General features: G+C 40.0%; 18 protein-coding genes and 2 pseudogenes. 10 read left to right on the plus strand and 10 right to left on the minus strand.

Going from position 1 to position 20,421, the window contains the following annotated elements:
* Nucleotides 1–955 precede the first annotated feature (955 nt).
* From D1367_RS32730 to D1367_RS09135, 3 genes are all read right to left on the minus strand, one after another.
* Complete coding sequence (locus tag D1367_RS32730) at nucleotides 956–1,084, minus strand: hypothetical protein (protein WP_267255535.1); 129 nt, start codon at nucleotides 1,082–1,084, stop codon at nucleotides 956–958.
* Nucleotides 1,085–1,110: 26 nt separating this feature from the next.
* Complete coding sequence (locus D1367_RS09130) at nucleotides 1,111–1,920, minus strand: hypothetical protein (RefSeq protein ID WP_118165923.1); 810 nt, start codon at nucleotides 1,918–1,920, stop codon at nucleotides 1,111–1,113.
* Between the two features lie 122 nt (nucleotides 1,921–2,042).
* Nucleotides 2,043–3,569 carry a calcium-binding protein gene (locus D1367_RS09135; RefSeq protein WP_118165925.1) on the minus strand — a complete coding sequence of 509 codons (1,527 nt, stop codon included), beginning with the start codon at nucleotides 3,567–3,569 and terminating at the stop codon, nucleotides 2,043–2,045.
* 824 nt (nucleotides 3,570–4,393) lie between these two features.
* Here D1367_RS09135 and D1367_RS09140 point away from each other — a divergent pair.
* Nucleotides 4,394–4,627 (plus strand): hypothetical protein, encoded by a 234-nt coding sequence (locus D1367_RS09140; RefSeq protein WP_118165928.1) that lies wholly within the window; start codon nucleotides 4,394–4,396, stop codon nucleotides 4,625–4,627.
* Nucleotides 4,620–4,901, plus strand: a complete 282-nt coding sequence (locus tag D1367_RS09145; RefSeq protein WP_118165930.1) for a hypothetical protein — start codon at nucleotides 4,620–4,622, stop codon at nucleotides 4,899–4,901. The genes D1367_RS09140 and D1367_RS09145 overlap by 8 nt, the downstream gene beginning before the upstream one ends.
* A gap of 204 nt (nucleotides 4,902–5,105) precedes the next feature.
* Here the strand turns inward: D1367_RS09145 and D1367_RS09150 are convergent, their stop codons facing one another.
* From D1367_RS09150 to D1367_RS09165, 5 genes are all read right to left on the minus strand, one after another.
* Complete coding sequence (locus D1367_RS09150) at nucleotides 5,106–6,344, minus strand: glycosyltransferase family 4 protein (protein WP_118165933.1); 1,239 nt, start codon at nucleotides 6,342–6,344, stop codon at nucleotides 5,106–5,108.
* Nucleotides 6,345–6,588: 244 nt separating this feature from the next.
* Nucleotides 6,589–7,221, minus strand: a complete 633-nt coding sequence (locus D1367_RS09155; protein WP_118165941.1) for a response regulator transcription factor — start codon at nucleotides 7,219–7,221, stop codon at nucleotides 6,589–6,591.
* Nucleotides 7,218–8,054: a S1C family serine protease gene (locus D1367_RS09160; protein ID WP_118165944.1), complete on the minus strand. Its 837-nt coding sequence runs from the start codon at nucleotides 8,052–8,054 to the stop codon at nucleotides 7,218–7,220. Before D1367_RS09160 ends, D1367_RS09155 begins: the two co-directional genes overlap by 4 nt.
* Nucleotides 8,055–8,087: 33 nt before the next feature.
* Complete coding sequence (locus D1367_RS31725) at nucleotides 8,088–8,381, minus strand: ribosomal eL19 family protein (RefSeq protein ID WP_220451023.1); 294 nt, start codon at nucleotides 8,379–8,381, stop codon at nucleotides 8,088–8,090.
* A 51-nt stretch (nucleotides 8,382–8,432) separates the two neighbouring features.
* Complete coding sequence (locus D1367_RS09165; protein WP_118165947.1) at nucleotides 8,433–9,335, minus strand: S1C family serine protease; 903 nt, start codon at nucleotides 9,333–9,335, stop codon at nucleotides 8,433–8,435.
* A gap of 25 nt (nucleotides 9,336–9,360) precedes the next feature.
* On the opposite strand from D1367_RS09165, the gene D1367_RS09170 reads away from it, so the two are divergent.
* The 4 genes and pseudogenes from D1367_RS09170 to D1367_RS09185 all read left to right on the plus strand — a co-directional run.
* The gene (locus tag D1367_RS09170; RefSeq protein WP_147337347.1) at nucleotides 9,361–9,672 is read left to right on the plus strand and encodes a hypothetical protein; all 312 of its coding nucleotides are present in this window, start codon (nucleotides 9,361–9,363) and stop codon (nucleotides 9,670–9,672) included.
* Nucleotides 9,673–9,764: 92 nt separating this feature from the next.
* A pseudogene (locus tag D1367_RS09175) lies at nucleotides 9,765–10,016 on the plus strand (uroporphyrinogen-III synthase); the annotation flags it as partial.
* Nucleotides 10,017–10,122: 106 nt separating this feature from the next.
* On the plus strand, nucleotides 10,123–10,434 hold the full coding sequence (locus D1367_RS09180) for a ferredoxin (protein ID WP_118165952.1): 312 nt from the start codon (nucleotides 10,123–10,125) through the stop codon (nucleotides 10,432–10,434).
* 245 nt (nucleotides 10,435–10,679) lie between these two features.
* Nucleotides 10,680–10,859: pseudogene (locus D1367_RS09185) on the plus strand (transposase); the annotation flags it as partial.
* A 102-nt stretch (nucleotides 10,860–10,961) separates the two neighbouring features.
* Here D1367_RS09185 and D1367_RS09190 read toward each other — a convergent pair.
* On the minus strand, nucleotides 10,962–12,014 hold the full coding sequence (locus D1367_RS09190; RefSeq protein WP_118165956.1) for a M28 family peptidase: 1,053 nt from the start codon (nucleotides 12,012–12,014) through the stop codon (nucleotides 10,962–10,964).
* A 590-nt stretch (nucleotides 12,015–12,604) separates the two neighbouring features.
* Nucleotides 12,605–14,938 (minus strand): NACHT domain-containing protein, encoded by a 2,334-nt coding sequence (locus D1367_RS09200; RefSeq protein WP_118165959.1) that lies wholly within the window; start codon nucleotides 14,936–14,938, stop codon nucleotides 12,605–12,607.
* Between the two features lie 1,039 nt (nucleotides 14,939–15,977).
* On the opposite strand from D1367_RS09200, the gene D1367_RS09205 reads away from it, so the two are divergent.
* The 4 genes from D1367_RS09205 to D1367_RS09220 all read left to right on the plus strand — a co-directional run bounded on the left by D1367_RS09205 (nucleotide 15,978) and on the right by D1367_RS09220 (nucleotide 20,301).
* Nucleotides 15,978–16,568 (plus strand): response regulator, encoded by a 591-nt coding sequence (locus tag D1367_RS09205; protein WP_118165962.1) that lies wholly within the window; start codon nucleotides 15,978–15,980, stop codon nucleotides 16,566–16,568.
* 24 nt (nucleotides 16,569–16,592) lie between these two features.
* The gene (locus D1367_RS09210; RefSeq protein ID WP_118165965.1) at nucleotides 16,593–17,726 is read left to right on the plus strand and encodes a hybrid sensor histidine kinase/response regulator; all 1,134 of its coding nucleotides are present in this window, start codon (nucleotides 16,593–16,595) and stop codon (nucleotides 17,724–17,726) included.
* Between the two features lie 633 nt (nucleotides 17,727–18,359).
* Nucleotides 18,360–19,631: an urease accessory protein UreH domain-containing protein gene (locus tag D1367_RS09215; RefSeq protein WP_118165968.1), complete on the plus strand. Its 1,272-nt coding sequence runs from the start codon at nucleotides 18,360–18,362 to the stop codon at nucleotides 19,629–19,631.
* A complete protein-coding gene (locus D1367_RS09220; RefSeq protein ID WP_244944994.1) occupies nucleotides 19,606–20,301 on the plus strand; it encodes a hypothetical protein in 696 nt (231 codons plus the stop codon). The genes D1367_RS09215 and D1367_RS09220 overlap by 26 nt, the downstream gene beginning before the upstream one ends.
* The last annotated feature ends 120 nt before the right edge of the window (nucleotides 20,302–20,421 follow it).

Below are 20,421 nucleotides of genomic sequence, written 5' to 3' on the forward strand. Positions count from 1 at the left end.
ATCTATGAGGTTGCATAGAACATTAGGGAACGCTTGATAATAAAAACCCATTGAATGCAACCAGTAATAATCTCAAGCAAAATGATTGAATTTGAGTGTGGTTGAGCAAAATAGCATGGAACAAACCCAGTATAAAAATCAAGCCAATAATACTACTAATAGAAGCAACTATGACCTCGTGCTTGCGTATAGCTTTTTGTATCTTAGCGTCTATGATGTCTTCTAATTCTTTGTATGACATTGACTTTAATCTTGCTAAAGATAAAAATTATGTGGAGCTTACATTTGACAGAAGTTTGAGTATGTCGTAAACCTCGATCTGATTGAATGACGAATTATTTTGACGTTTCCACAGCGTCAAAATAATTTGCCATTGATAATAATACTCGCCTCAAGCGAGAAATAAGCTACGTGATTGTTAACTACAATCACTGTTAGGCGATTTCCGGAAAATAAATTATCTGATATACCCATTAAATTAGTTCGGATTATCTCTTGACAATACGCCTCAGATAAGCACTCTTAACCGAATGGCACTAAGTTAAGATACAGCCCTTGCTCCAACTGGTTCCCAGCCTCGAGGCTGGGAAACCATTCCCAGAGGCTCCGCCTCCTCTTTCTTGACGAGAAGCAGCAGCCCATTCGGAATTCGTTCCCAGCCTCGAGGCTGGGAACGAGTGCTACATAAGTCTTTGGGCTTTTCTTAGTGCCATTCCACTCTTAACCTAAGAGTGCCATCTGGGAAAAGGGGTGGATGTTTGAATTTATCCTTTACCCTTAACCGAACTGTATTGTCCCTACTGGGAAAAGGGGTGTTTTAATTGACCTGGCAATTTATTATTCAGAAATGTCTTGAGCTAAGAACTCATCACTTATAGCGACACGAAAAAGCGAGTTTGCATACCCCTACGGGGATCTTGCTGTTTTCCAGACCAGCCAATCAGCTGTACCCTCTTCAATTACGAATTACGTAGCTTGTTTCTTGCTCTTTGCGAGTATAGCGGTTGTCGTTTTGGTGAGGTACACGCGTAGGGGCACGGCACTGCCGTGCCCCTACACCTCGTGATGTAATGTTGTAACCCATCTGAGTGGGAACCGCTATATTACAAATTAGCAATTATTTGACCAAGGGCGTTGGCGTCGTTTTAAAACAACACCTGAAACACCAAAAGCTAATATAGCCAAAGTCAAAGTTGGTTCAGGAGCTGCAACAATACTTACCTGATTAATAGCCAAGGCGTATTGTGGAGCAGAACTGCTAAAAACGATTCGTGAGATGTTTGCAGTGTCACTACGAACCCCCAAGAATACTGCCGAGTTATCTAATGCTAGCGACGAAGTACTGAGAACTGAAAAACTACCCAACAAGTTATTGCTGCTATCAAAAGCGTTGATAAAAGTTTCAACTTCTAAATTACTAATATCTACAGCTATCTGAGTACCCGCGCCATAAACAGGTTGGGCAAAACTAATGCTTAAAGGTTCTCCATTCCCCTCAGTCCGAGGATCGGGAGCGCCAGGAACACGAGGTTGAAAAGCTGTTGGGTTTATACCTCCGAAAAGAATAAAATCTCCTTGGGCGAAGTTAGTCCGAATGCCAGGTGGAGGTAACGTTTCAAAGATATATGGTGGAGTAATCTGAGGATTTTTAGCTGGAGTTATATTTACATCTAAGCCTAAGCCACCTTGGGATGTTGCTAAAAAAGAGTTAGGTAAAAAAACAGAAAAGTCAGGTGCAGACGGATTGAGTACTTTACCTAAACTTCCCCAATTAACTTCATCATTACCTCCTAAAAGAGCGCGTTCATTTACTAAAAATGTAGCTGCTTTAACTGGTAAAGGGAGAAGCGTTATTATGGCTGTAATTGCTGGTAAATATTTAACAGATAACTGGAAGAATTGATTGCTCGTAAATGCCACAAGGTTTACTCCTGAATTTTGTAGAATAATATCTTGAACCTCACACGACTCAAAGTCGCATGATTCCTGTTTCAACGATCAAAAAGCTTTAACTTGTCATGAATCTGTAAACTTTGATAATTTTATACCAACTCAATACTCAAATTGGCTGAGAGATTTTCAAGGAAAGCAAATTGATTTCCTAAGAAAGACAAGTTACCTGTAGAACTATCATAGGAAAAGTCACTACTCTTAGTAGTACCAAACCCTACTTTAGAAACTTGGATTAGATCGCTCTGACCAAAGTTATAATCTTTGATGGTGTCAATACCGTCTTTGAGGCTGTTGAAGAGAAACTTATCTGCACCAAGTCCACCGGTGAGAACATCCTTACCTTTTCCACCGATGATGGTGTCATTACCCAAGCCACCTGAGATAGTGTCATTGCCAGCATTACCGACTAATCGGTTATTTTGCTTATCGCCAGTAATGCTGTCAGCCTCATTTGTACCAATAAGATTGTCAAAGTTGACTACATTGAATTTTAATCTTCCCAAACCAGGAACGTTACTGGCATAGATAGTTTGGGTTTCTAGGTTAGCGGTGGCAGATACCCCAGGTAAAGATTCAGACGCATCTATGGTGTTATTGGAAACACCAGCGTCAGCAATAACTGTTTCTACTTTAAAGACTATATCTGTTCCAAACCCTCCAGCTTTTTTAATTGATCCTACACCTGAGAGGGTGATGGCTTTACCTAGTTTGCTGTAGTCTGCTTTATCAAAGCCATCTCCGCCATTGATGCTGTCGTTACCCCAACTCCCCTTGAAGGTGTCATCGCCTGCACCACCTATTAATGTGTCATTACCTGCACCACCATCAATCAGATCATTGCCACCTCTACCATCAATTAAGTCATCCCCAGCTAGACCCTTTAATTGATTATTTTGACTATCGCCCTTAATGCTGTCAGCCTCATTTGTACCAATAAGATTGTCAAAGTTGACTACATTGAATTTTAATCTTCCCAAACCAGGAACGTTACTGGCATAGATAGTTTGGGCTTCTAGGTCGGCGGTGGCATATACTCCAGGCAAAGATTCAGACGCATCTATGGTGTTATTGGCAACGCTAGCATCAGCAATAACTGTTTCTACTTTAAAGACTATATCTGTTCCCAAGCCACCAGCTTTTTTAATTGTCCCTACACCTGAGAGGGTGATGGCTTTACCTAGTTTGCTGTAGTCTGCTTTATCAAAGCCATCTCCGCCATTGATGCTGTCGTTACCCCGACTCCCCTTGAAGGTATCATCGCCTGCACCACCTATTAACGTGTCATTGCCTGCACCACCATCAATCAGGTCTTTGCCATTTCCACCATTAATTACATCATTTCCCAGACCACCGGAGATATTGTCATTGCCTCCACGACCAGAAATCTGATCGTTACCATTAGTACCCGACAAAAAATCATCGTTACAAGTTCCAACAATAGTAGACGGAGTATCTACCTTATTAAGAGCCAACTTGTCATTGCCATCTCCAATATCGATTACGACATTTTTCAAACCAAGGGAGATATTGACATTGCCTCCACCAACCAAAATCTGAGCATCACTATCAGTGCCCGACAAAAAAACCTTGTTAGGAGTTCCAACAATAATGGACATAATATATACCTTTGTAATTTTTCAGATCAAATACATTTGATCGTTGTAATACTGGCATAATACAAGTACTGTAATTATAAATTTATGATGAAGTCATCTAAAATATAATTAATGTTGTTTTATATATCTGATAAACAAAAGATGCATCAAGATTCAGGTTTCTCAAAAATGTATTATTGTGTCGTAAATATTGAGAAGTAATAACATTATGTTTTATATTCTTTACAAAAAGAATATTCTGTGCATCAAAGCCAATAGGTCATTTCAGCCTTTTGCTAATCACCCTTTATTCCCTACAACATGGTCTATTTATGATCGCAGGATAATTAAGAAAAGCCTGAAAACTTCCGGGAGCATCGTTAAAATAATTCGTAATTCGTAATTCGTAATTAAGTTTTGTAATGGGGATTTTACCCCAACACAAAACTTATCGGTTGTAGAACCGGGGGACTTAAACCCACGGAACTAGTTAATGCACATCACGATGCATTTGTACAGTGAGTAAGTCCTATTTTTGTCTGATTTACGACATGCTGCGCGTAGCAAGACACCCAAATGGTTACGCCAACGTCTTCTAGTGCGATCGCATTTCATACTATCTTGGATTTTGGATTGAAAACCGCTTGGTGCATCGGGGTTTTCTCTGTCTATCTGTCGCAATGATTTTTCAAGTTGGTATCATACTGATTTGGATAATTTTGGATACATTACCGCAAATGCGCTGATACTTTATTTTCGCCTCTTCATAAAATCCGCAAAAACACCGTTACGCTATTTGAACTTGTGATCAAAACTTAGAGCATCCAGTTTATTAGGGCGTGTTTATGACCAACCCTGTAAAGACGGTTATCCAAGTCAATCTGGAGATGGCTCTAGAAGTAGCTCATGAATTGGAGCTTGCTCCATACACTCAACTCGGTGTTTATTGTTTGGAGATTTTGCGAGAGATTGGATGTCCTGGGACTGAACTCCCACTTAACTTACAAACTCGCGATCAGCAGCTAAACTTTATCACAGGCTTTGCGTCTTATGCTTTTGGGGAGGTACAAAGTGTATAAAGCATTAATTGAAGATATATTTTCCGATCCAGAAGAGACAGAAGAAATTACTTTTCCTGCCACAGATAAAGATTTGTTAATTTTAACAGAAAAATTTTTAGGGTTTGAAATTCCTTCAAAGGTTTTCTTACAAGCTATAGCCATTGCTGATTACGATGGTGCAGCGGCTTTCCGCTACGTTGATAATTATTTGACAACTCTCAAAAATAAAAATAAACGTAAGCAGAAGAAATTACTTGTGTTAGGTGCTTCAACTAAATTTGACAATAATTGATGTGTTTCTTTACAAGCTAACCCTGAACCAATTCGATTTAGATAAGATAATTTGTACGGCCGATGTAGAGACATTGGATTGCAACGTCTCTACAGACATCTGTTCCACACTGGCAAGAAAGAACAATTAGAATTTATCTAGAAGCTAGTGGTGGGTTTCTATTAAATCAAGCATTTTTATGTGTGTGCTAATTACGAATTAGTATTAATCTCTTTTCAGACACACTTGTTCATAACTTTTACCAGCAATATCCCAAGTGAATTCTGTTTCTACCAGTTGTCTGCCGTTGTGAGACAATTCTGAACGCAGATGTGGCTGCTCAAATAGTTGATTAATAGCGGTGATGTACTCTATCGGTTTATTTGCTCGTAATGCCCGTAATGGATGACTAGCAACATCTACGGCTAATCCTTCTAAACCGCGATCGCTAGCTACTATCGGTACACCAGCTGCCATTGCCTCTAAAGTTTTATTTTTAATACCAAACCCAGTCCGCATGGGTACAACGCAGATGGTAGATTGATGTAAATATTTTACCATTGAAGGCACACGCCCAATTACATTAATTCCTGGTTTTTGAGCAAGTGCTAAAACTTCTGCCACCGGATGAGAACCGACAATATCGAAAGTTGTATTAGGATACAATTTTTGGATTTCTGGCAAAACTTCGTTGCTGAAAAAGCAGACAGCATCAATGTTTGCTAAATTATCCATTGCACCGATAAAAATTAAACGGTGTCCACCTGGATCGTTGGTACGGTTGGGGAAAGAAACTAAATCTACGCCATTAGGGATAACTGTAATTTCACTATTGGGGTTAAACTCTTGTAGTTGAATTTTATCTTCTTCTGTTGTCGCAACGATTGCCGAAAATTTAGCACAGTAGTTTTGCTCATAACGCCGCAAAAGTGGCAGATTAATTCTGTCTCTGAGCGAATTTTCTGAAATTCCTGTTGCTAGTTGGTTGCGACAGGTAGCGTAAACTGAACTATGAATATTAACTATAGTTTTTAGTTGTTTGGGAAAATGCGTAGGCGTAGCCCGTCGTAGACATCGCACATAAATTTCATTGACGCTATGTTCGCAGGTAATTACATCGCATTTCCCCGCTTCCACCCAGTTATCAACCCATGTTTGCATCTCAACTGAGTAGCGGTTAAGTACGCTTGGTGGTGTTCCCTGTTGCAAAAAGCTGCCAAATCGCTGTATTTTCTTCAATATTCCAGTAGTTTGAGAATCTGGCGGGCGTTCAAAAATGGCTAGATGATCTACACAATCGCGTAATCCTGCTACTTCTGCGTCTGTAACATCGCCCTCGCGTTGAGTTACTAGGGTAATTTTATGGCGTTGACTGAGGTATTTAAGTAAATTAAATGTCCTGACTTGGGTTCCCCCGCGTGTTGGTGGGTAGGGAAAGGTGGAAGAGATCATTAAAATGTTCATATAAGTGATGAATCAAATGTGATACATATACCATCACCTCATTGCAGGCTGTATGTCATCATTTGATATTGAATAGACCTCACCCGATGTGCAACTCAATTTTTGACCTCACTTCCATTCCTCTCTCCTAAAAGACGCGATAAATCGCCGTCTCTACAAAGGACTGATTATTGTAAAGACGGCGATTCATCGCGTCTCTTGCCTTAACCGAACCGTATTGAGGGGCTGGGGGTTAGGTCTTTTTTTACAGCATAATCAAACCCAGTCGCACGCCCACAGCAACAGCCTCGGTGCGGCTGGAGACACTGAGCTTTTGAAAAATGGATGAGAGATGAAATTTGACGGTATGCTCAGAAATGTGCAAGCCTTTAGCGATCGCTTTATTCCCCAACCCAGAACCAAGCATACCTAAAACCTCTATCTCTCGTGGTGTCAAGGTTTGTACGGGATTTGCTACCACTTTTTCCCGGATAGATAATAATTCTATAGCATCCGGGTGCAGCACCACCAAACCAGAAGCGATCGCCTCTACAGCCGCAACAATTTCTGACTCTGTGCTAGTACTGGGCAATATCCCCCGGATACCAGAACGTAACCCCGTCTCTAAATCAATGCTGTCAAGTTCCTCAACAATGACGATCATTCCTAATGGATATTGCTGTTCTTGAATAACCAGCAATTTTTCCCACACCGATTGTTGAAGATTGCCACTCAAATCTACCAGTACCACATCTGGTTGCAATTGCCCAACTTCCCTAGCCAATACATCCAAATCGGATGCACTACCCACAACCTTCAACCGAGGATTGGTAGTTACCACAGCTGATAACCCTGCCCGTACTACAGGGGAAGTGGCAACTACCATCACTCGGATCATGTCGCCTCCACAGCAGTTCTACCAGACTGCACCTCAACATAAATTACGAATTGCTTCCCATTGCGTAGGAGTTGTAGCGGCACAGAATCTTTACTGTCATGGAGATATTTAGTTAAATCATTCATGCTAGTAAATAATTGCCCCGAAACTCCAATTAAAACATCGCCGATTTGTACACCAGCAATTTCTGCTGCACTATTAGGTAGAATTGACAACACTAATAAACCCAAGCTACGCCTACTTAAAAGCACAGGTTGCAGTGTAATTCCCAGTTGCGGACGACTATTTCCCTGTAAAAAACGCTCAACGGTGTTGCTCTTAACTGCCACAGCTAATCCATTAACAATCATCGTATTAATTCCCACGACTCGGCCTTGACAATCGGCAAGCGGCCCCCCAGAATTTCCAGGATATAGCTGCAAATCAGCCATAACAGCCCGTGGATTATTTGCATAAATAATTCCAGTTGTCACAGCACCACTGTCAGCAAAGGGATTACCCACCGCTAAAACTAATTCACCCACTCGTAGCGCCTCAGAATTACCAATCGTTGCAGCAGTTAAATTAGTGGCGACAATTTTTAGGGCTGCTAAATCTTGCTGTGGATCAAATTGTGTCCGCACCGCATCAAATACCCTTCCATCTGCCAATTCCACAGTTGCGCGGTTGCTGGTTGCGACATGGGCATTAGTAATAATTAGTCCGTCAGATTGCCAAATTACACCAGAACCCACTCCTAGAGAGCCGCTTTTTACTTTGACAGTGCGATCGCGTAGTTTAGCAGCTACCTCTGTTAATTCAGCAGCGATGTTAGTTAATGTTGTGTTTGCCATGTTGTACAATTTTTCCCCATGTCAAAGTAGAATCTATTGGCTGACAATAGTTTTTAGTCGAAGTTCCGAGTTCAAAGGCTCAACCTTCGAGTAAAAAGGTGGAAGTTCCGAGTTCAGAGGCTCAACGTTTGAGTAAAAAGGTGGAAGTTCCGAGTTCAGAGGCTCAACCTTCGAGTAAAAAGGTGGAAGTTCCGAGTTCAGAGGCTCAACCTTCGAGTAAAAAGGTGGAAGTTCCGAGTTCAGAGGCTCAACCTTCGAGTAAAAAGGTGGAAGTTCCGAGTTCAGAGGCTCAACATCCGAGCAAAAAGGTGGAAGTTCCGAGTTCAAAGGCTCAACGTCCGAGTTCCAAATTACGAATTACGAATTACGAATTACGAATTATAAAGGTCGTTCGCCAACTGCGATCGCTAACTCAACTAACACCCCACCCCGGACAAGTTGCACTTTGATAGTTTTACCAATGCGATCGCTACTATTAAGCAGCGCCAGCACATCACCTGTATCGCCCACAGTTACGCCATCGAACCTTACCAAAACATCGCCAAGCAACACACCTGCATTATCAGCAGGCCCGGAAGACTCAACATTAACGACAATTACCCCAGTTGCAGAAGTTAAATTGAGAGCAGTTTTCAGGTTATTTGGTAAACGTACAGGTTGCATTCCCACACCCAAGTAGCCTTTTGAAATGCGTCCTTTTGCCACTAATTGATCAACCACGCGATCGACTGTAGCAGTGGGAATAGTCAAAGCAGTACCACGCCGCCCCGATGTATTCATGCCTACCACAAAACCAGCAGCATCTACGAGCGGCCCACCCGCAAAACCAGAGTAAAGGGTGATGTCTGGGCGGATGAATTGGTCAATATTCCCGCCACTCATACTGCGCCAAGCACCGCTAACCACACTCACCGCACCCATCGCCGCCCTTAAATCACCTTCGCTACCTCTTGCCAGTCCTAACACGAGATGACCAACTTTGAGCGTTTTGGCATCGCCAACTTTTGCCAGAGGAATTTCTAGATTTTCTAGTTTAAAAACAGCAATATCAGTGCTTGAGTCATGACCGATGAGTGTTACTGGTGCAGTACTACCATTTGATAAAGTGATAGTGATGTCGTCATAGCGCTGTAGTGACTCATCAGAGGTAACAATGATGCCATTACGCCAGTGAATGCCACTTGGGGAAACACGAGTACCTGCATTAACTGCAACCACAGCACTTCCAGCTTGTTCTACGGTATCAGCTAAACTGTTGGATAAAGCCAGTAATGAAGACATAAGATTTTTGTGCCAACGTTATTAGATGTTCATATCGTCCCGTTTTATCAACCCAGATGACATCGGAAAAATGGGGAGAATTCATCCTAGAAAAATAGCTAGTGCCCCTTTGGGGAAGTCAAAAGTCAAATTCTTAACCCAAGCGTATTGCTTCCTGAAAGGAAAAATCTCAGTCCACTTGAGTGGACTTGAGCTATTAGCCTGGGAATTTATTCCCAGGCGGGATATCGGTCAGCACCACACTTTAACTATTGAATTAAATCTGATTCGTCAAGGAATAAGTAGTCAGACAGAATTAATTACACAATGTCATTGCGAATGGAGCGAAGCGGAATGAAGCAATCCCAGCCCTTGCGATTGCTTCGCTTCTCTTCGAGACGCTAACGCGAACGCTCGCAATGACTGTAAATATTTTTGTCCGACTACTTAATCGATGTAATTGCCTTTAGTAGCACCGCAGAAGTAGAAAGCTTTTTAACAATGGTCAACTCGCAAAGCGATTATGAGCGCAGTATAATTGCATGTTTTGGCCCTTATACAACTGCTAATGCGCGAAAGTTGGGTGTGAATGTCTGCATCGTGGCTAAAGATTATAGTTCATTTGAGGGATTTGCTGAAGCGATGTCTACGACGGGCTACGCCTACGCAGAATTTTTTACTCTAACTTCCAGTTTACACTAAGCGCTTATTAAGGATGTAAATAAATCAACCACAATAAACTCTAGACTAGCTGCACATAAACCCGTAGTATCAAAAATGGAGTTTATATTGAGCTAGGAATTTTTACATGGCAACTTACAAGGTTACATTACGTATCCCAGAAGGTGAAAACGCAGGTGAACACGTAATTGAAGTCCCTGATGATGAGTACATCCTAGAGATCGCTAACGAGGAAAATGATCTTGACTTGCCCTATTCCTGTAACGCTGGTTCTTGCTCTACCTGTACCGGGAAGCTAATTTCAGGTACAGTTGACCAATCAGATCAGAACTTCTTAGACAACGATCAAATCGACGCAGGATGGGTTCTTACCTGTGTAGCCCGCCCCACTTCTGATTGCGTTATCGAAACCCATCAAGAAGAAGCCCTTAACGGTTAACTAAGAAATGTGGATTTAATAAAGAGCAAGTTTTGTAGGGTGCGTTATAATATTTTTCCTAGCGCACCAAAAATCTGCGGTGGTGTATAACACACTATAAAAGATTTAAAATTTTGCACTTTCCTAATAAATCTGTACAGGCTGAGTAATTCACGCTAAAAAGCGCTCTCCAAAAGGGGAGCGCTTTTTATTTGAACTCGCGGAAAACCCCATGCAATAGGCTTGGGGATGAATAGCGGTCTGCGAAACGAAGTGGAATAGATGAAATTAGTTTGCTCAAAGTCCAAGGAAAATTTATTGTCGTACTAGTAGATATAGATTCAGGGAGATTAATAGGGTTAGTAAAAGAAAGAAAACAAATTGAAATTGAAAAAGCAATGAAAAAGTGGGGAGACAAAGTTTTAGAACAAATAGAAGAAGCATCTGGACAGCAGGAATAAATTTTTGGGGATTCACTGAAGCAAAAACTAGTACCGCTACACGGAATTAGTCATTTCTTATTTAATTACGAATTACGAATTATTCAGTCAGCTTGGTGTTTGAGTTTCCAAAACTTCGTTTTTCTCTAACAAGGCAGTAGTAGCATTAACCACAATCTGTGCTGCTCCCGTGAAAAACGATCGCTCGATAGTCGCTGGAACATCACTAGGTTGATGATAGTGCGGAGTACGTAAATTTGCGGTATCTGTCACCAGCACAGCACCCACACCTTGATACCAAAATGGTGCATGGTCGCTGCGTAGGGTGTCTGGTGTCAGTAAACCTTTAAAAGGAATTGGTAGTGTTAGGACTGATGGCATTGATTTTTGTTTATTCAGAGCAGTTGAGGGGAGCATCTGTGAGTTTTCAAAAGCACTCAGCAAAGGCAAATGTTCTGTATCACCGACTACTGCCAAAAAGTCGCCCTTGTCGCTAATTGGGTTAACAGGCAATCCAGCAGGGTATTTTTGACACCCAGTAGTGTGACATGCATAACCTACCATATCCATGACGATCGCTCCGCTCAAGTTTTGTAAGCGTGCTGTCTTGCTAACGAAAGCCTGACTACCCAAAAGTCCTGCTTCTTCTTTGTCAAAAAAAGCTAGCTGTAACGTCCGTGGCGTGGGACGGGAACCAAGCAACCGCGCTATTTCCAGCACCACAGCTACACCACTAGCATTATCATCAGCACCAGGGGATAAAGCAACAGTGTCGTAATGCGCTCCCACGAGAATTGCTTTAGCGGCAATGCTCGTTCCTACACGTTCGGCAAAAATATTTACACCCTCAGAGAACTTTTCCAATTTGGGCTTCCAGCCTAATTTTGTGAGTTCAGTTGTGATATAAGTGCGAGTAAGCGATCGCTCTGTTGTTGTGTAGCGTTGAAAATTCAACTTTCGGATATGAGTTAATAGCTTATTAGTAGACACTTGCGGCGCACTATCAACTACCTTTGACTCTGGCTGTGGTTGGGGTCTTTCCACTGGAATGCGCTCAACAATTGCTGGTGACGGACGCTGTTCAAAAAATGTACTACTTCTGCTACCCACCACGGCAACTGCCATCAGCACCAACAGCATCAGCCAAATCCATTTTCTCATGTGATTTATCCTTGGCTTCCAGACTTAGGGTAGCGCATCTTGCCCCTGGTGACAGCTTCGCTATATCTACGCCAATAACTGATTTTTCGTGAAACTTTTCTATTTAAGATTGGCGATCGCCTACAAAATTGGATTTTCTCCTCATTTTTGATAATGATAATCAAAATCAAGGGAGGAAGAGACTCAAAGTCCTTGCTGTAAAATCTGTAAATAAAATTAATAAATACTCTAGTTTTTGTAGCGATACATACCCAAGATTTGCGCTTCTCTGTCAATTATACGTAAAAATAACTGAAACCATTATATAGCAATAGTTTCCAGACCATCTTGCAGGTTTTTACTTGTATCTCGGCTCAATACCATTTACCCTCAAACAGATGCTTGAATTTCTAGGTCAAGCCGTAGACCGTAACTATGGGGTAGCCTGCGAAGTTTGTTTACCATCTGGCTGATTTTGGTTGATTTTCGGGGCTTATTTATAAGCAAATCTTATTATTCACATCTCACAATCACCTTTTGTACATTTCCAAAAAAACGGTATCATACACTACTATTTTTTAGCGATCGCAGAAGTTTTCGGTCTACTGAATTTAGCTGCGTATCAGCTTATCTGGCAGTAAAATCAAAGTTTCCTCAATCATCTCTCGTAAGTTGGGAGTAACATTACTAGCAGTGCTGAAGCAATATACTAGTAAACTGTTTGCCTCCCAGTATTGCTGAATTAACTGCAACTGTTCATTACTAAATTGCCAATTATAACCTATCTGTCGGTTAATTATGATCGCTTCGTTTAATCGTGTAGTCCATGATTGCCCGTTAGATTGCCACCATGCTTTTAATATCTCTCTATCTTGTTGTGAACTAGGCAATTCATTTTTGAGGCTATGCAGAGATTCATATAAAGATGAATGATTTTGTAATAAATAATCAATATCAAGAGCTAATTTCATAGCAGAGATCCGCTTACAAAAAATCTCTGGAGTCAAAGCTAGGCTAACAGCAATGATATGGATTAAAGCTAAATCTAAAGCTAAATCATCAGCTAATTTTCCAGCAAGATGGTTATCTAAAGATATAGCTAGAGTTTGGTTGCGCGATAAAAAATAATGGGGAGGTAGGACGAGGGTAAAGTAAAAAGCACGGATAGCAGATGGATGACAATCTGAGGTAACTGTTGAAGACTTTTGCATTACCCAAGTGAGAAAACTCTTTAATGTTTCATCGCTAACAGCTAGTTTATCAATTTGTTGCTTCATTAACTGGAATAAATTATCAAACGATCTGAGCATTTCAGATGTAAGCAAAATAACTTCACGCCAGCGCTTATCAAACAAATGATTGGCAACTTGTTCTAATTTTTTTTGATCGCCATTAGCAACAAAGTTCCTCGCAGTGAAGTATTCGTGAAATGTTAAATGGGAAAAAGAATAAATCCCTCTAGCTTGTTCCACTAATAATCCATGCTGTAACTCTATTGCTTGAAGTACAGCTTTACTATTTACTTGTAAATCTTCTATATCAGTCGGTGCATTGGGTAACAAATAAAGATAGTCAGCTATTAATTGACAAATTTTGCTTTCTTCAAAAAAGTAATCACCTGTTTCAAAAGAAATAGCAGCTATATAACTAAGCAATTTAATTTTCTGAGTTAAAGTTAAATTTCGGTAAATTTCATCTCTTTTTATACCTCTTGCTTCATCCCAACGTACTAGTAATAACTCTAATCCTTGTTGATAAATTTCGGAACGCTTAGTAGGAAAATCGCCTAAATATTGAAAAACTAAACAAGTGAGATTTAGTAAAAGAGGTGTAGATGCTAGGTTTTGAACCAGCCGATTTTCGGGAAGCGTTATTGTATCAATAAATTTAGAGGCTAATGTTTTTCTTAATCGGAGATTATTTTTAGCAAACGCTGCAAACCATTTCTTAGCAAAAGTTGAAATTTGTAATTTTGTAAACTCAGCAATTTCTACTTCAGCAAACCCTTTGAATTTCTGATGTCTAAATGCAATCCGACAACTAATAATTACTATATTTTTATAAAAAATATCTAAAAAATTGCTAATTACTTTATTAATTCTATCACTATTTTTATCGGCAACTTCATCCAAACCATCTAGCAAAATTAAAGCTTTACCTTCATGAAGTAGATATTCTAATTCTTGTTGAGTTATTTTACAAATACTAAATTCTTGAATTAAATAGCTTAATAAATAATTTTTATCATCATAATCCATGTTTTCAGCAAAATCTTTCAGACTAATAAAAATGGGAACCCTTTGAGTCTGAAATTTACCTTGATTACAAAGGATAGCAATTGATTGTAAAAAAGTAGTTTTTCCGGCTCCTGGCTTTCCAAGTAAGATAAGCTTAGAAGATTTGTCAATAGCTTGTAAACCTGTAATTCTCTTAGTAGTAACTTCCTCGGAGTCAAATTTATCTAAAGCCTTATTATCAAATTTTTGTAAATCTGAAATATCTAGCCATCTTTGACTGTTAATTTCTTCTACGACATTGACATCAACAAATAATTCATCTAATTCTACAGTGCGAGCAACATCTAGCAACCGGATCGTACCACATTGGTGTTGAATTTTTTCTGAGTGAGCAGCACGCACTTTAATTACTAAAGGGTCAATGATAGTAGAATTTTTACTTTTTAGTATCTGCTGAGATGCTAAGTCTTCATCTGGTTCAAATTCCAGTCTTTGAACAATATCTTCTGGTTCTAGTGCTAGAGTCAAGCAAATTTCATGGAATATTTTACGGGCAACAGGTTTGCCAGTAAAAAACTTCCAAATTGGCTGGCGACTGTCTAAACCAACTTGCCTTGCAAGATATTCTTGTGTCCAACCTTTATGATTAAAAGCCTGTTTGGCTTTTCTAATACCTTCATTTGAAGCTTGCAGAGATCGTTTAGCCATGCTGATATCAGAAATTTATTCAATTCAATAATTAATTGACATCAATTGTATTTATTTTTTCAATTAGCGACAACTGAATTATTTATAGTAGTGTATGGTGTTGCGCTTTGTCAATAAAAATATAGAAATATAGTTTAATTTTTGAAAAGTTTAGTTCGATAAACTTATCTGGAGAGACAGAATTTCCAACTGGAGTTTAGACTAAAAGCGATATGAGAGAACGCAAATAAAATGGAATTAGAGATTAAAAATATTATCTTGTCAGCCTCAAAGCATCCGCGACCTTTAACAATTATGTAGTATACTTGCTCTAAAGAATAATACAATAATGATAATCATGAAAAGGGGTGTCTGATTGAATACAGTCCCCCTTTTGGTAGAAGGTGAGAAAAGAACTACCATTTCTATAGTAAGCAATTATTAATACCTGAAACCGCTTGATTACACTGCTTGTAATGATTAGTCAAAATCGTGGTTGCGCTACGCGCAACCAGCAATTTGTCATTGGTGATCGCACTAATTTCTGGATCAGAAGCACCCGGATTTTGATAACCCGCAACTTGGGTTAATACTATAAACTACAAATATTTCAAGCGATTTTCCCCACCCAAACAAAATGGAAGTATACTATAATGCAAGAATCTTGGAAAAGCTAGTAGTAAAGCTTACCTCATGGCACTTGAGCAAGTAGCTACGAGAGCCAAGATTCAAGGATTGTAACAATCTGTAAGCATTTTACTACAAAAATCAGGGTATTTAATAGAAGAGGGTGAAAAATATAAACAAGATTAATCATTTGTTTTCGTGAATATTATGACTTTTTTGGTAAAAGTTGGCAAAATATAATTTAACAATTGGACTGCCAATAAAAAACCGTTTATTTGAAAAATGTTAGGTTCGGATTTAACTTCTTTCTACCTAACCTAGTAAATAATCAGGGTTTCAATAATTCCCTAACAAAGTCATATTATTTGTAAACAACTATTTTTTATTTTTTGTCCCAAGTCAAAATTTTAGAACAGCTAATACATCTCAATTAATGACAAAAATCTTAGTAATTGAAGACCAAGAAGATGTCCGTCGCGTTATTGTAGAAATGCTGATTGCCGAAAATTTCTATGTTATGGATGCAGAGAACGGACAAGTTGGCATTGAATTAATACAAGCAGAAATTCCAGATTTGATTATCTGCGACATTACAATGCCTAAGCTAGATGGATATGAAGTTGTTAGCTGGTCTCGTGAAAATCCAGAAACTGAAGCAATTCCTTTCATATTTGTGACCGCTAAAGCTTCTCAGAGTGATATTCGCCAAGGCATAGAATTAGGTGCAGATGATTATCTGATTAAGCCATTTACAAGAGCAGATTTACTGGGAGCAATAACAGCGAGATTTGAAAAGCAAGAAATAATTAATAGACAAACTCAAAGAAAAATAAACCAATATTACAACTACATTACTCAATCAACTAGCAATGAGTTGTGTAATTCTCTTCAGAAAATTATGTCTATTTCCAAGAAGCTGATAGATAACTATGAATTAATGGATAAAGATGAAATCCTAAAAAATCTCAAAGAAATTTCTACTTTAAGCGAAAGATTGCAGGAAATAAATCCAAATAAATCATGAAGATACTCAACCATAAAATTAATTATGAATCCTATCAAAATTTTAATAGTTGAAGATGAGCAGTTAGTTGCTGACGACCTGAGAGAAACTCTAGAATACTTGGGGTATAATGTCTCTGCTCTAGTTGCATCAGGAGAAGAAGCTATTTTAATAGCAGAAAATTTGCAGCCTGACTTAGTACTAATGGACATCAGGCTAAAGGGCGAAATGGATGGAATAGAAGCCTCTTTGGAAATCCAGTCTCGCTTGAATTTGCCTGTAGTTTACTTAACTGCTAATGCTGATCGAGCGACACTAGAGCGAGCTAAGATTTCCCAACCTTTTGGTTATATTTTAAAACCATTTGATGAAAGAATACTAGCTACCACAATTGAGATTGCTCTTTCCCGACACCAAGCAGAGATTGGAGTTAAGAAAGCGTTGGTTGCTGCCAAAACTAATCAGCAAATTGCTGAGTCCAAAAGCCAGATAAAATCTCAGCACTTTTACATGGCAGCACATGAATTTCGTAATCGTTTGACCACAATTCAGCTTAGTACTGAAATGTTGAAAGCCTATGGCGATCGGATGTCAGAGCAAAGAAAACAAAATCATATCAACGGCATTGATTCTGCCACGCATAGCTTAACAAATCTTTTAGAGAATATACTCACACTAGGCAGATCCGAATCTAACAGTTTTGTATTTAACCCCATACCAATAGATGTGGTAACTTTCTGTGCAGAAATAGCCGAATCTTTACGGTTGACACTTAAAGATAAGTATAAAGTTAGCTTTTTTGCAGATGCCGAAAGTTGTATTGTCTATTTAGATGAACAGTTACTATGGCATTTACTAAATAACTTACTTTCCAACGCAGTAAAGTACTCTTCAAAAGGTAGTACAGTCTCGTTATCGCTAACTTGCGAAGAGAATAGTGTGTGTTTTCAAGTAACAGACCAAGGAATAGGGATTCCAGCAGAATCTCAAGCTAAACTATTTGAACCTTTTCAACGTGCTAGCAATGTTGGCACAATTCCAGGTTCAGGATTAGGGCTAGCAATTGTTAAGCGATGTGTAGATATGCACAAAGGTACAATACACCTAGATAGTACACTAGGTAAAGGAACAAGTTTTGTAGTTAGACTTCCATTGAAAGTAGATTCTGTATCTGTTTAATTATGACTCCCGGTTCGCTCATTTTTTTGGGAGATAGAAAAAAGCCTACTCAGGAGGTAAGGATTCAGGTCAAGAGGTTCATACGACCGAACATCAAAACTAAAAGCCTTGCACACAGTTAGTGCCTAGGCATTGATCTTTATCCTTTTATAAGAGGATTATAATTTATTATTTGCTAGCAGATTATTTGCATTATAACGATTGGTTAGTTTTCTATTAATTTATTTGAAAGCAAATAAATAAAACGTAAGGATTGGCGTACTAATTAAATTAGAATATTTCCGGCAATTTTTACTATTAACTAAAACATTTATGTCCCAAAAATATTTCAAACTTACGGGCGATCGCCTGCATCATCCAACCTCTAAGCTACAGCCGCGCAGGGTTAATAACACTGAGTACTAAAAGTCTATCTTTGATGAGTTTTATAAATATTTACACTAAACCTGATTGCTTTTTTTTCCCTAAAGTGAATATCAAGTTTGACAACTTGTCTTTTGACAGCGATCGCAACTTCACGTAAAGTGCCCCACTAGAGGAGTGCTGAGTACTAAGCAAAGAATTTATTATTACTTCTTCAAAATCTTTATTCTGACACTCAGGACTCATGACTCAGAACTCAGGGCTTTTTTTATGGTAGATTTGTTGCTGATTGCGATCGTGGGGTTCCTGGGGAGTTTTGGGCATTGCTTTGGGATGTGTGGCCCTTTAACAATGGCGTTTTCCCTATCTCATCAGCCGAAAACAGCACCAACAGCCTCTTTAGGACGCACATCAACCTTAGAAAAGTCCGACACTTGGCAACAGCAATTAAAATTTCATATCCTGCTAAACCTGGGGCGGATGTTAAGCTATGCTCTAGTCGGTGCTGGCATTGGGGCGCTAGGTTCGGTATTGCTGCAAGGTGGACAGCTAGCCGGTGTTGGTAGCGACTTCCGGCGCTGGATGGCAATTCTAACTGGTGTAATGCTGATTTGGTTTGGCTTAGGACATGTAAAACCCGATTTACTGCCGCGCATCCCCGTGTTACACCCCTTGTTACAAGGTAGTTTACACGATCGCCTCAGCAGAGGAATGGTTAAGCTTTCCTTAAAAACCAAATGGTGGACACCAATGCTTTTGGGAATGACTTGGGGTTTAATGCCCTGTGGTTTCCTGTATGCTGCCCAAATTAAAGCTGCTGAAACTGGCAATTTATGGATGGGTGGGGCAACTATGCTGGCTTTTGGCTTGGGAACTCTACCTACAATGCTAGGTGTAGGCGTTTCCACATCGTTGGTAAGTAAAGACAGGCGCAGTCAGTTGTTTCGATTAGGCGGTTGGGTGACACTCACCATTGGCGTGATTACGTTGCTGCGGACTGGTGACACAATGGTAGATTACACCGGACATGCCGCCTTAATTTGCTTAATCTTGGCTTTAATTGCACGTCCTATTAGTGGCTTGTGGGCATCACCACTGCGTTACCGCCGGGGCTTGGGGGTAGGATCTTTTGTGCTTTCTGTGGTTCACACCGCCCACATGATGGAACACTCATTGCAATGGAAATTTGCTGCCTTTTCTTTCCTGCCGCCAGAATTTCAGTGGGGTATGGCTGCGGGTGCTGTAGCATTGGTATTAATGTCCCCCGCCGCTTTTACGAGTTGGGAATCGTTGCAGAAATCTTTGGGCAAGCGTTGGCGACAGATTCATCTATTGGGTGTGCCAGCCTTGCTCTTGAGTGCCATTCATGCTGTGTTGATTGGTTCCCATTACCTGGGTTCCTCGCAATCAACTTGGGGAAATAAATTAGCAGTAGTACTGATGGGAATTATTACCCTCGGTGTCTTGATGGTGCGATCGCGCTTTTTTTGGTCAAAGTTAGCCGTAGAAAAGTTTTATGTCCCCCCAATCAAATCGCGGTAAATCATCTTTATTTTCTGGCTCCATCCCAACAAGCCAAAAACAGAGGCTTTACCCGCTCAAAGGCATTTCCTGGAATCAAGGAACAATAAAGTATTTATTATTCCTGAGTTGCTTAGTTATACCAATAACTAATATTTACCCTGCTTTTGCTCATAAAGTGGAGATATCTGGAGATGTCGGCGGCACCCTTCACATTGAACCAAATGATAATCCTCGTGCTGGAGAACCAAGCCAAGCCTGGTTTGCGCTTACCCGCAGAGGTGGAAGGGTGATTCCCCTGTCACAGTGCAATTGTCAGTTGGCTATTTATGCCCAACCTTATGCAGCCGGAGAGCCACCCCTGTTAGAACCACAGTTAGAACCTGTGGCAGCTGAACGTTATCAAGGCATTCCAGGTGCGGAAGTTGTCTTTCCCAAGCCAGGTATTTATCAGTTGCAACTAAATGGTAAACCAGTTTCTGGGGCAAGATTCAAACCCTTTGAGTTCAAATTTGAAGTTACTGTGGCAGGTGGATCTACACAGAATACACAAAATCTACGAGATGTCAACGGTAATTTAGGAGAGGGTGAATCTCAGCAATTACCAATCTGGGCGATCGCACTTCCAATCCTCGGATTTATCGGCATCTTAGTTGTCGTACTGCGAAGTATGAGAGGGAGTGGGGAGTAGTTAGGAGTTAGGAGTGAGGAGTTGAGAGTTATGAATTCAAGACTTAACAATTTTAGATTTTGAATCGAAGGAAAAATCTAAAATTTCCAAACTCCAAACTCCAAACTCCAAACTCCAAAC

Source organism: Nostoc sphaeroides (genome assembly GCF_003443655.1).
In the GTDB taxonomy this organism is placed as follows: Bacteria; Cyanobacteriota; Cyanobacteriia; order Cyanobacteriales; family Nostocaceae; genus Nostoc; species Nostoc sphaeroides.

Coding starts and splice junctions, on each gene's coding strand:
- D1367_RS32730 (WP_267255535.1), bottom strand. CDS start 1,084: ATGGGTTACAACATTACATCACGAGGTGTAGGGGCACGGCAGTGCCGT.
- D1367_RS09135 (WP_118165925.1), bottom strand. CDS start 3,569: ATGTCCATTATTGTTGGAACTCCTAACAAGGTTTTTTTGTCGGGCACT.
- D1367_RS09140 (WP_118165928.1), top strand. CDS start 4,394: ATGACCAACCCTGTAAAGACGGTTATCCAAGTCAATCTGGAGATGGCT.
- D1367_RS09150 (WP_118165933.1), bottom strand. CDS start 6,344: ATGAACATTTTAATGATCTCTTCCACCTTTCCCTACCCACCAACACGC.
- D1367_RS09155 (WP_118165941.1), bottom strand. CDS start 7,221: ATGATCCGAGTGATGGTAGTTGCCACTTCCCCTGTAGTACGGGCAGGG.
- D1367_RS09160 (WP_118165944.1), bottom strand. CDS start 8,054: ATGGCAAACACAACATTAACTAACATCGCTGCTGAATTAACAGAGGTA.
- D1367_RS09165 (WP_118165947.1), bottom strand. CDS start 9,335: ATGTCTTCATTACTGGCTTTATCCAACAGTTTAGCTGATACCGTAGAA.
- D1367_RS09170 (WP_147337347.1), top strand. CDS start 9,361: ATGTTCATATCGTCCCGTTTTATCAACCCAGATGACATCGGAAAAATG.
- D1367_RS09180 (WP_118165952.1), top strand. CDS start 10,123: ATGGCAACTTACAAGGTTACATTACGTATCCCAGAAGGTGAAAACGCA.
- D1367_RS09190 (WP_118165956.1), bottom strand. CDS start 12,014: ATGAGAAAATGGATTTGGCTGATGCTGTTGGTGCTGATGGCAGTTGCC.
- D1367_RS09200 (WP_118165959.1), bottom strand. CDS start 14,938: ATGGCTAAACGATCTCTGCAAGCTTCAAATGAAGGTATTAGAAAAGCC.
- D1367_RS09205 (WP_118165962.1), top strand. CDS start 15,978: ATGACAAAAATCTTAGTAATTGAAGACCAAGAAGATGTCCGTCGCGTT.
- D1367_RS09210 (WP_118165965.1), top strand. CDS start 16,593: ATGAATCCTATCAAAATTTTAATAGTTGAAGATGAGCAGTTAGTTGCT.
- D1367_RS09215 (WP_118165968.1), top strand. CDS start 18,360: ATGGTAGATTTGTTGCTGATTGCGATCGTGGGGTTCCTGGGGAGTTTT.
- D1367_RS09220 (WP_244944994.1), top strand. CDS start 19,606: ATGTCCCCCCAATCAAATCGCGGTAAATCATCTTTATTTTCTGGCTCC.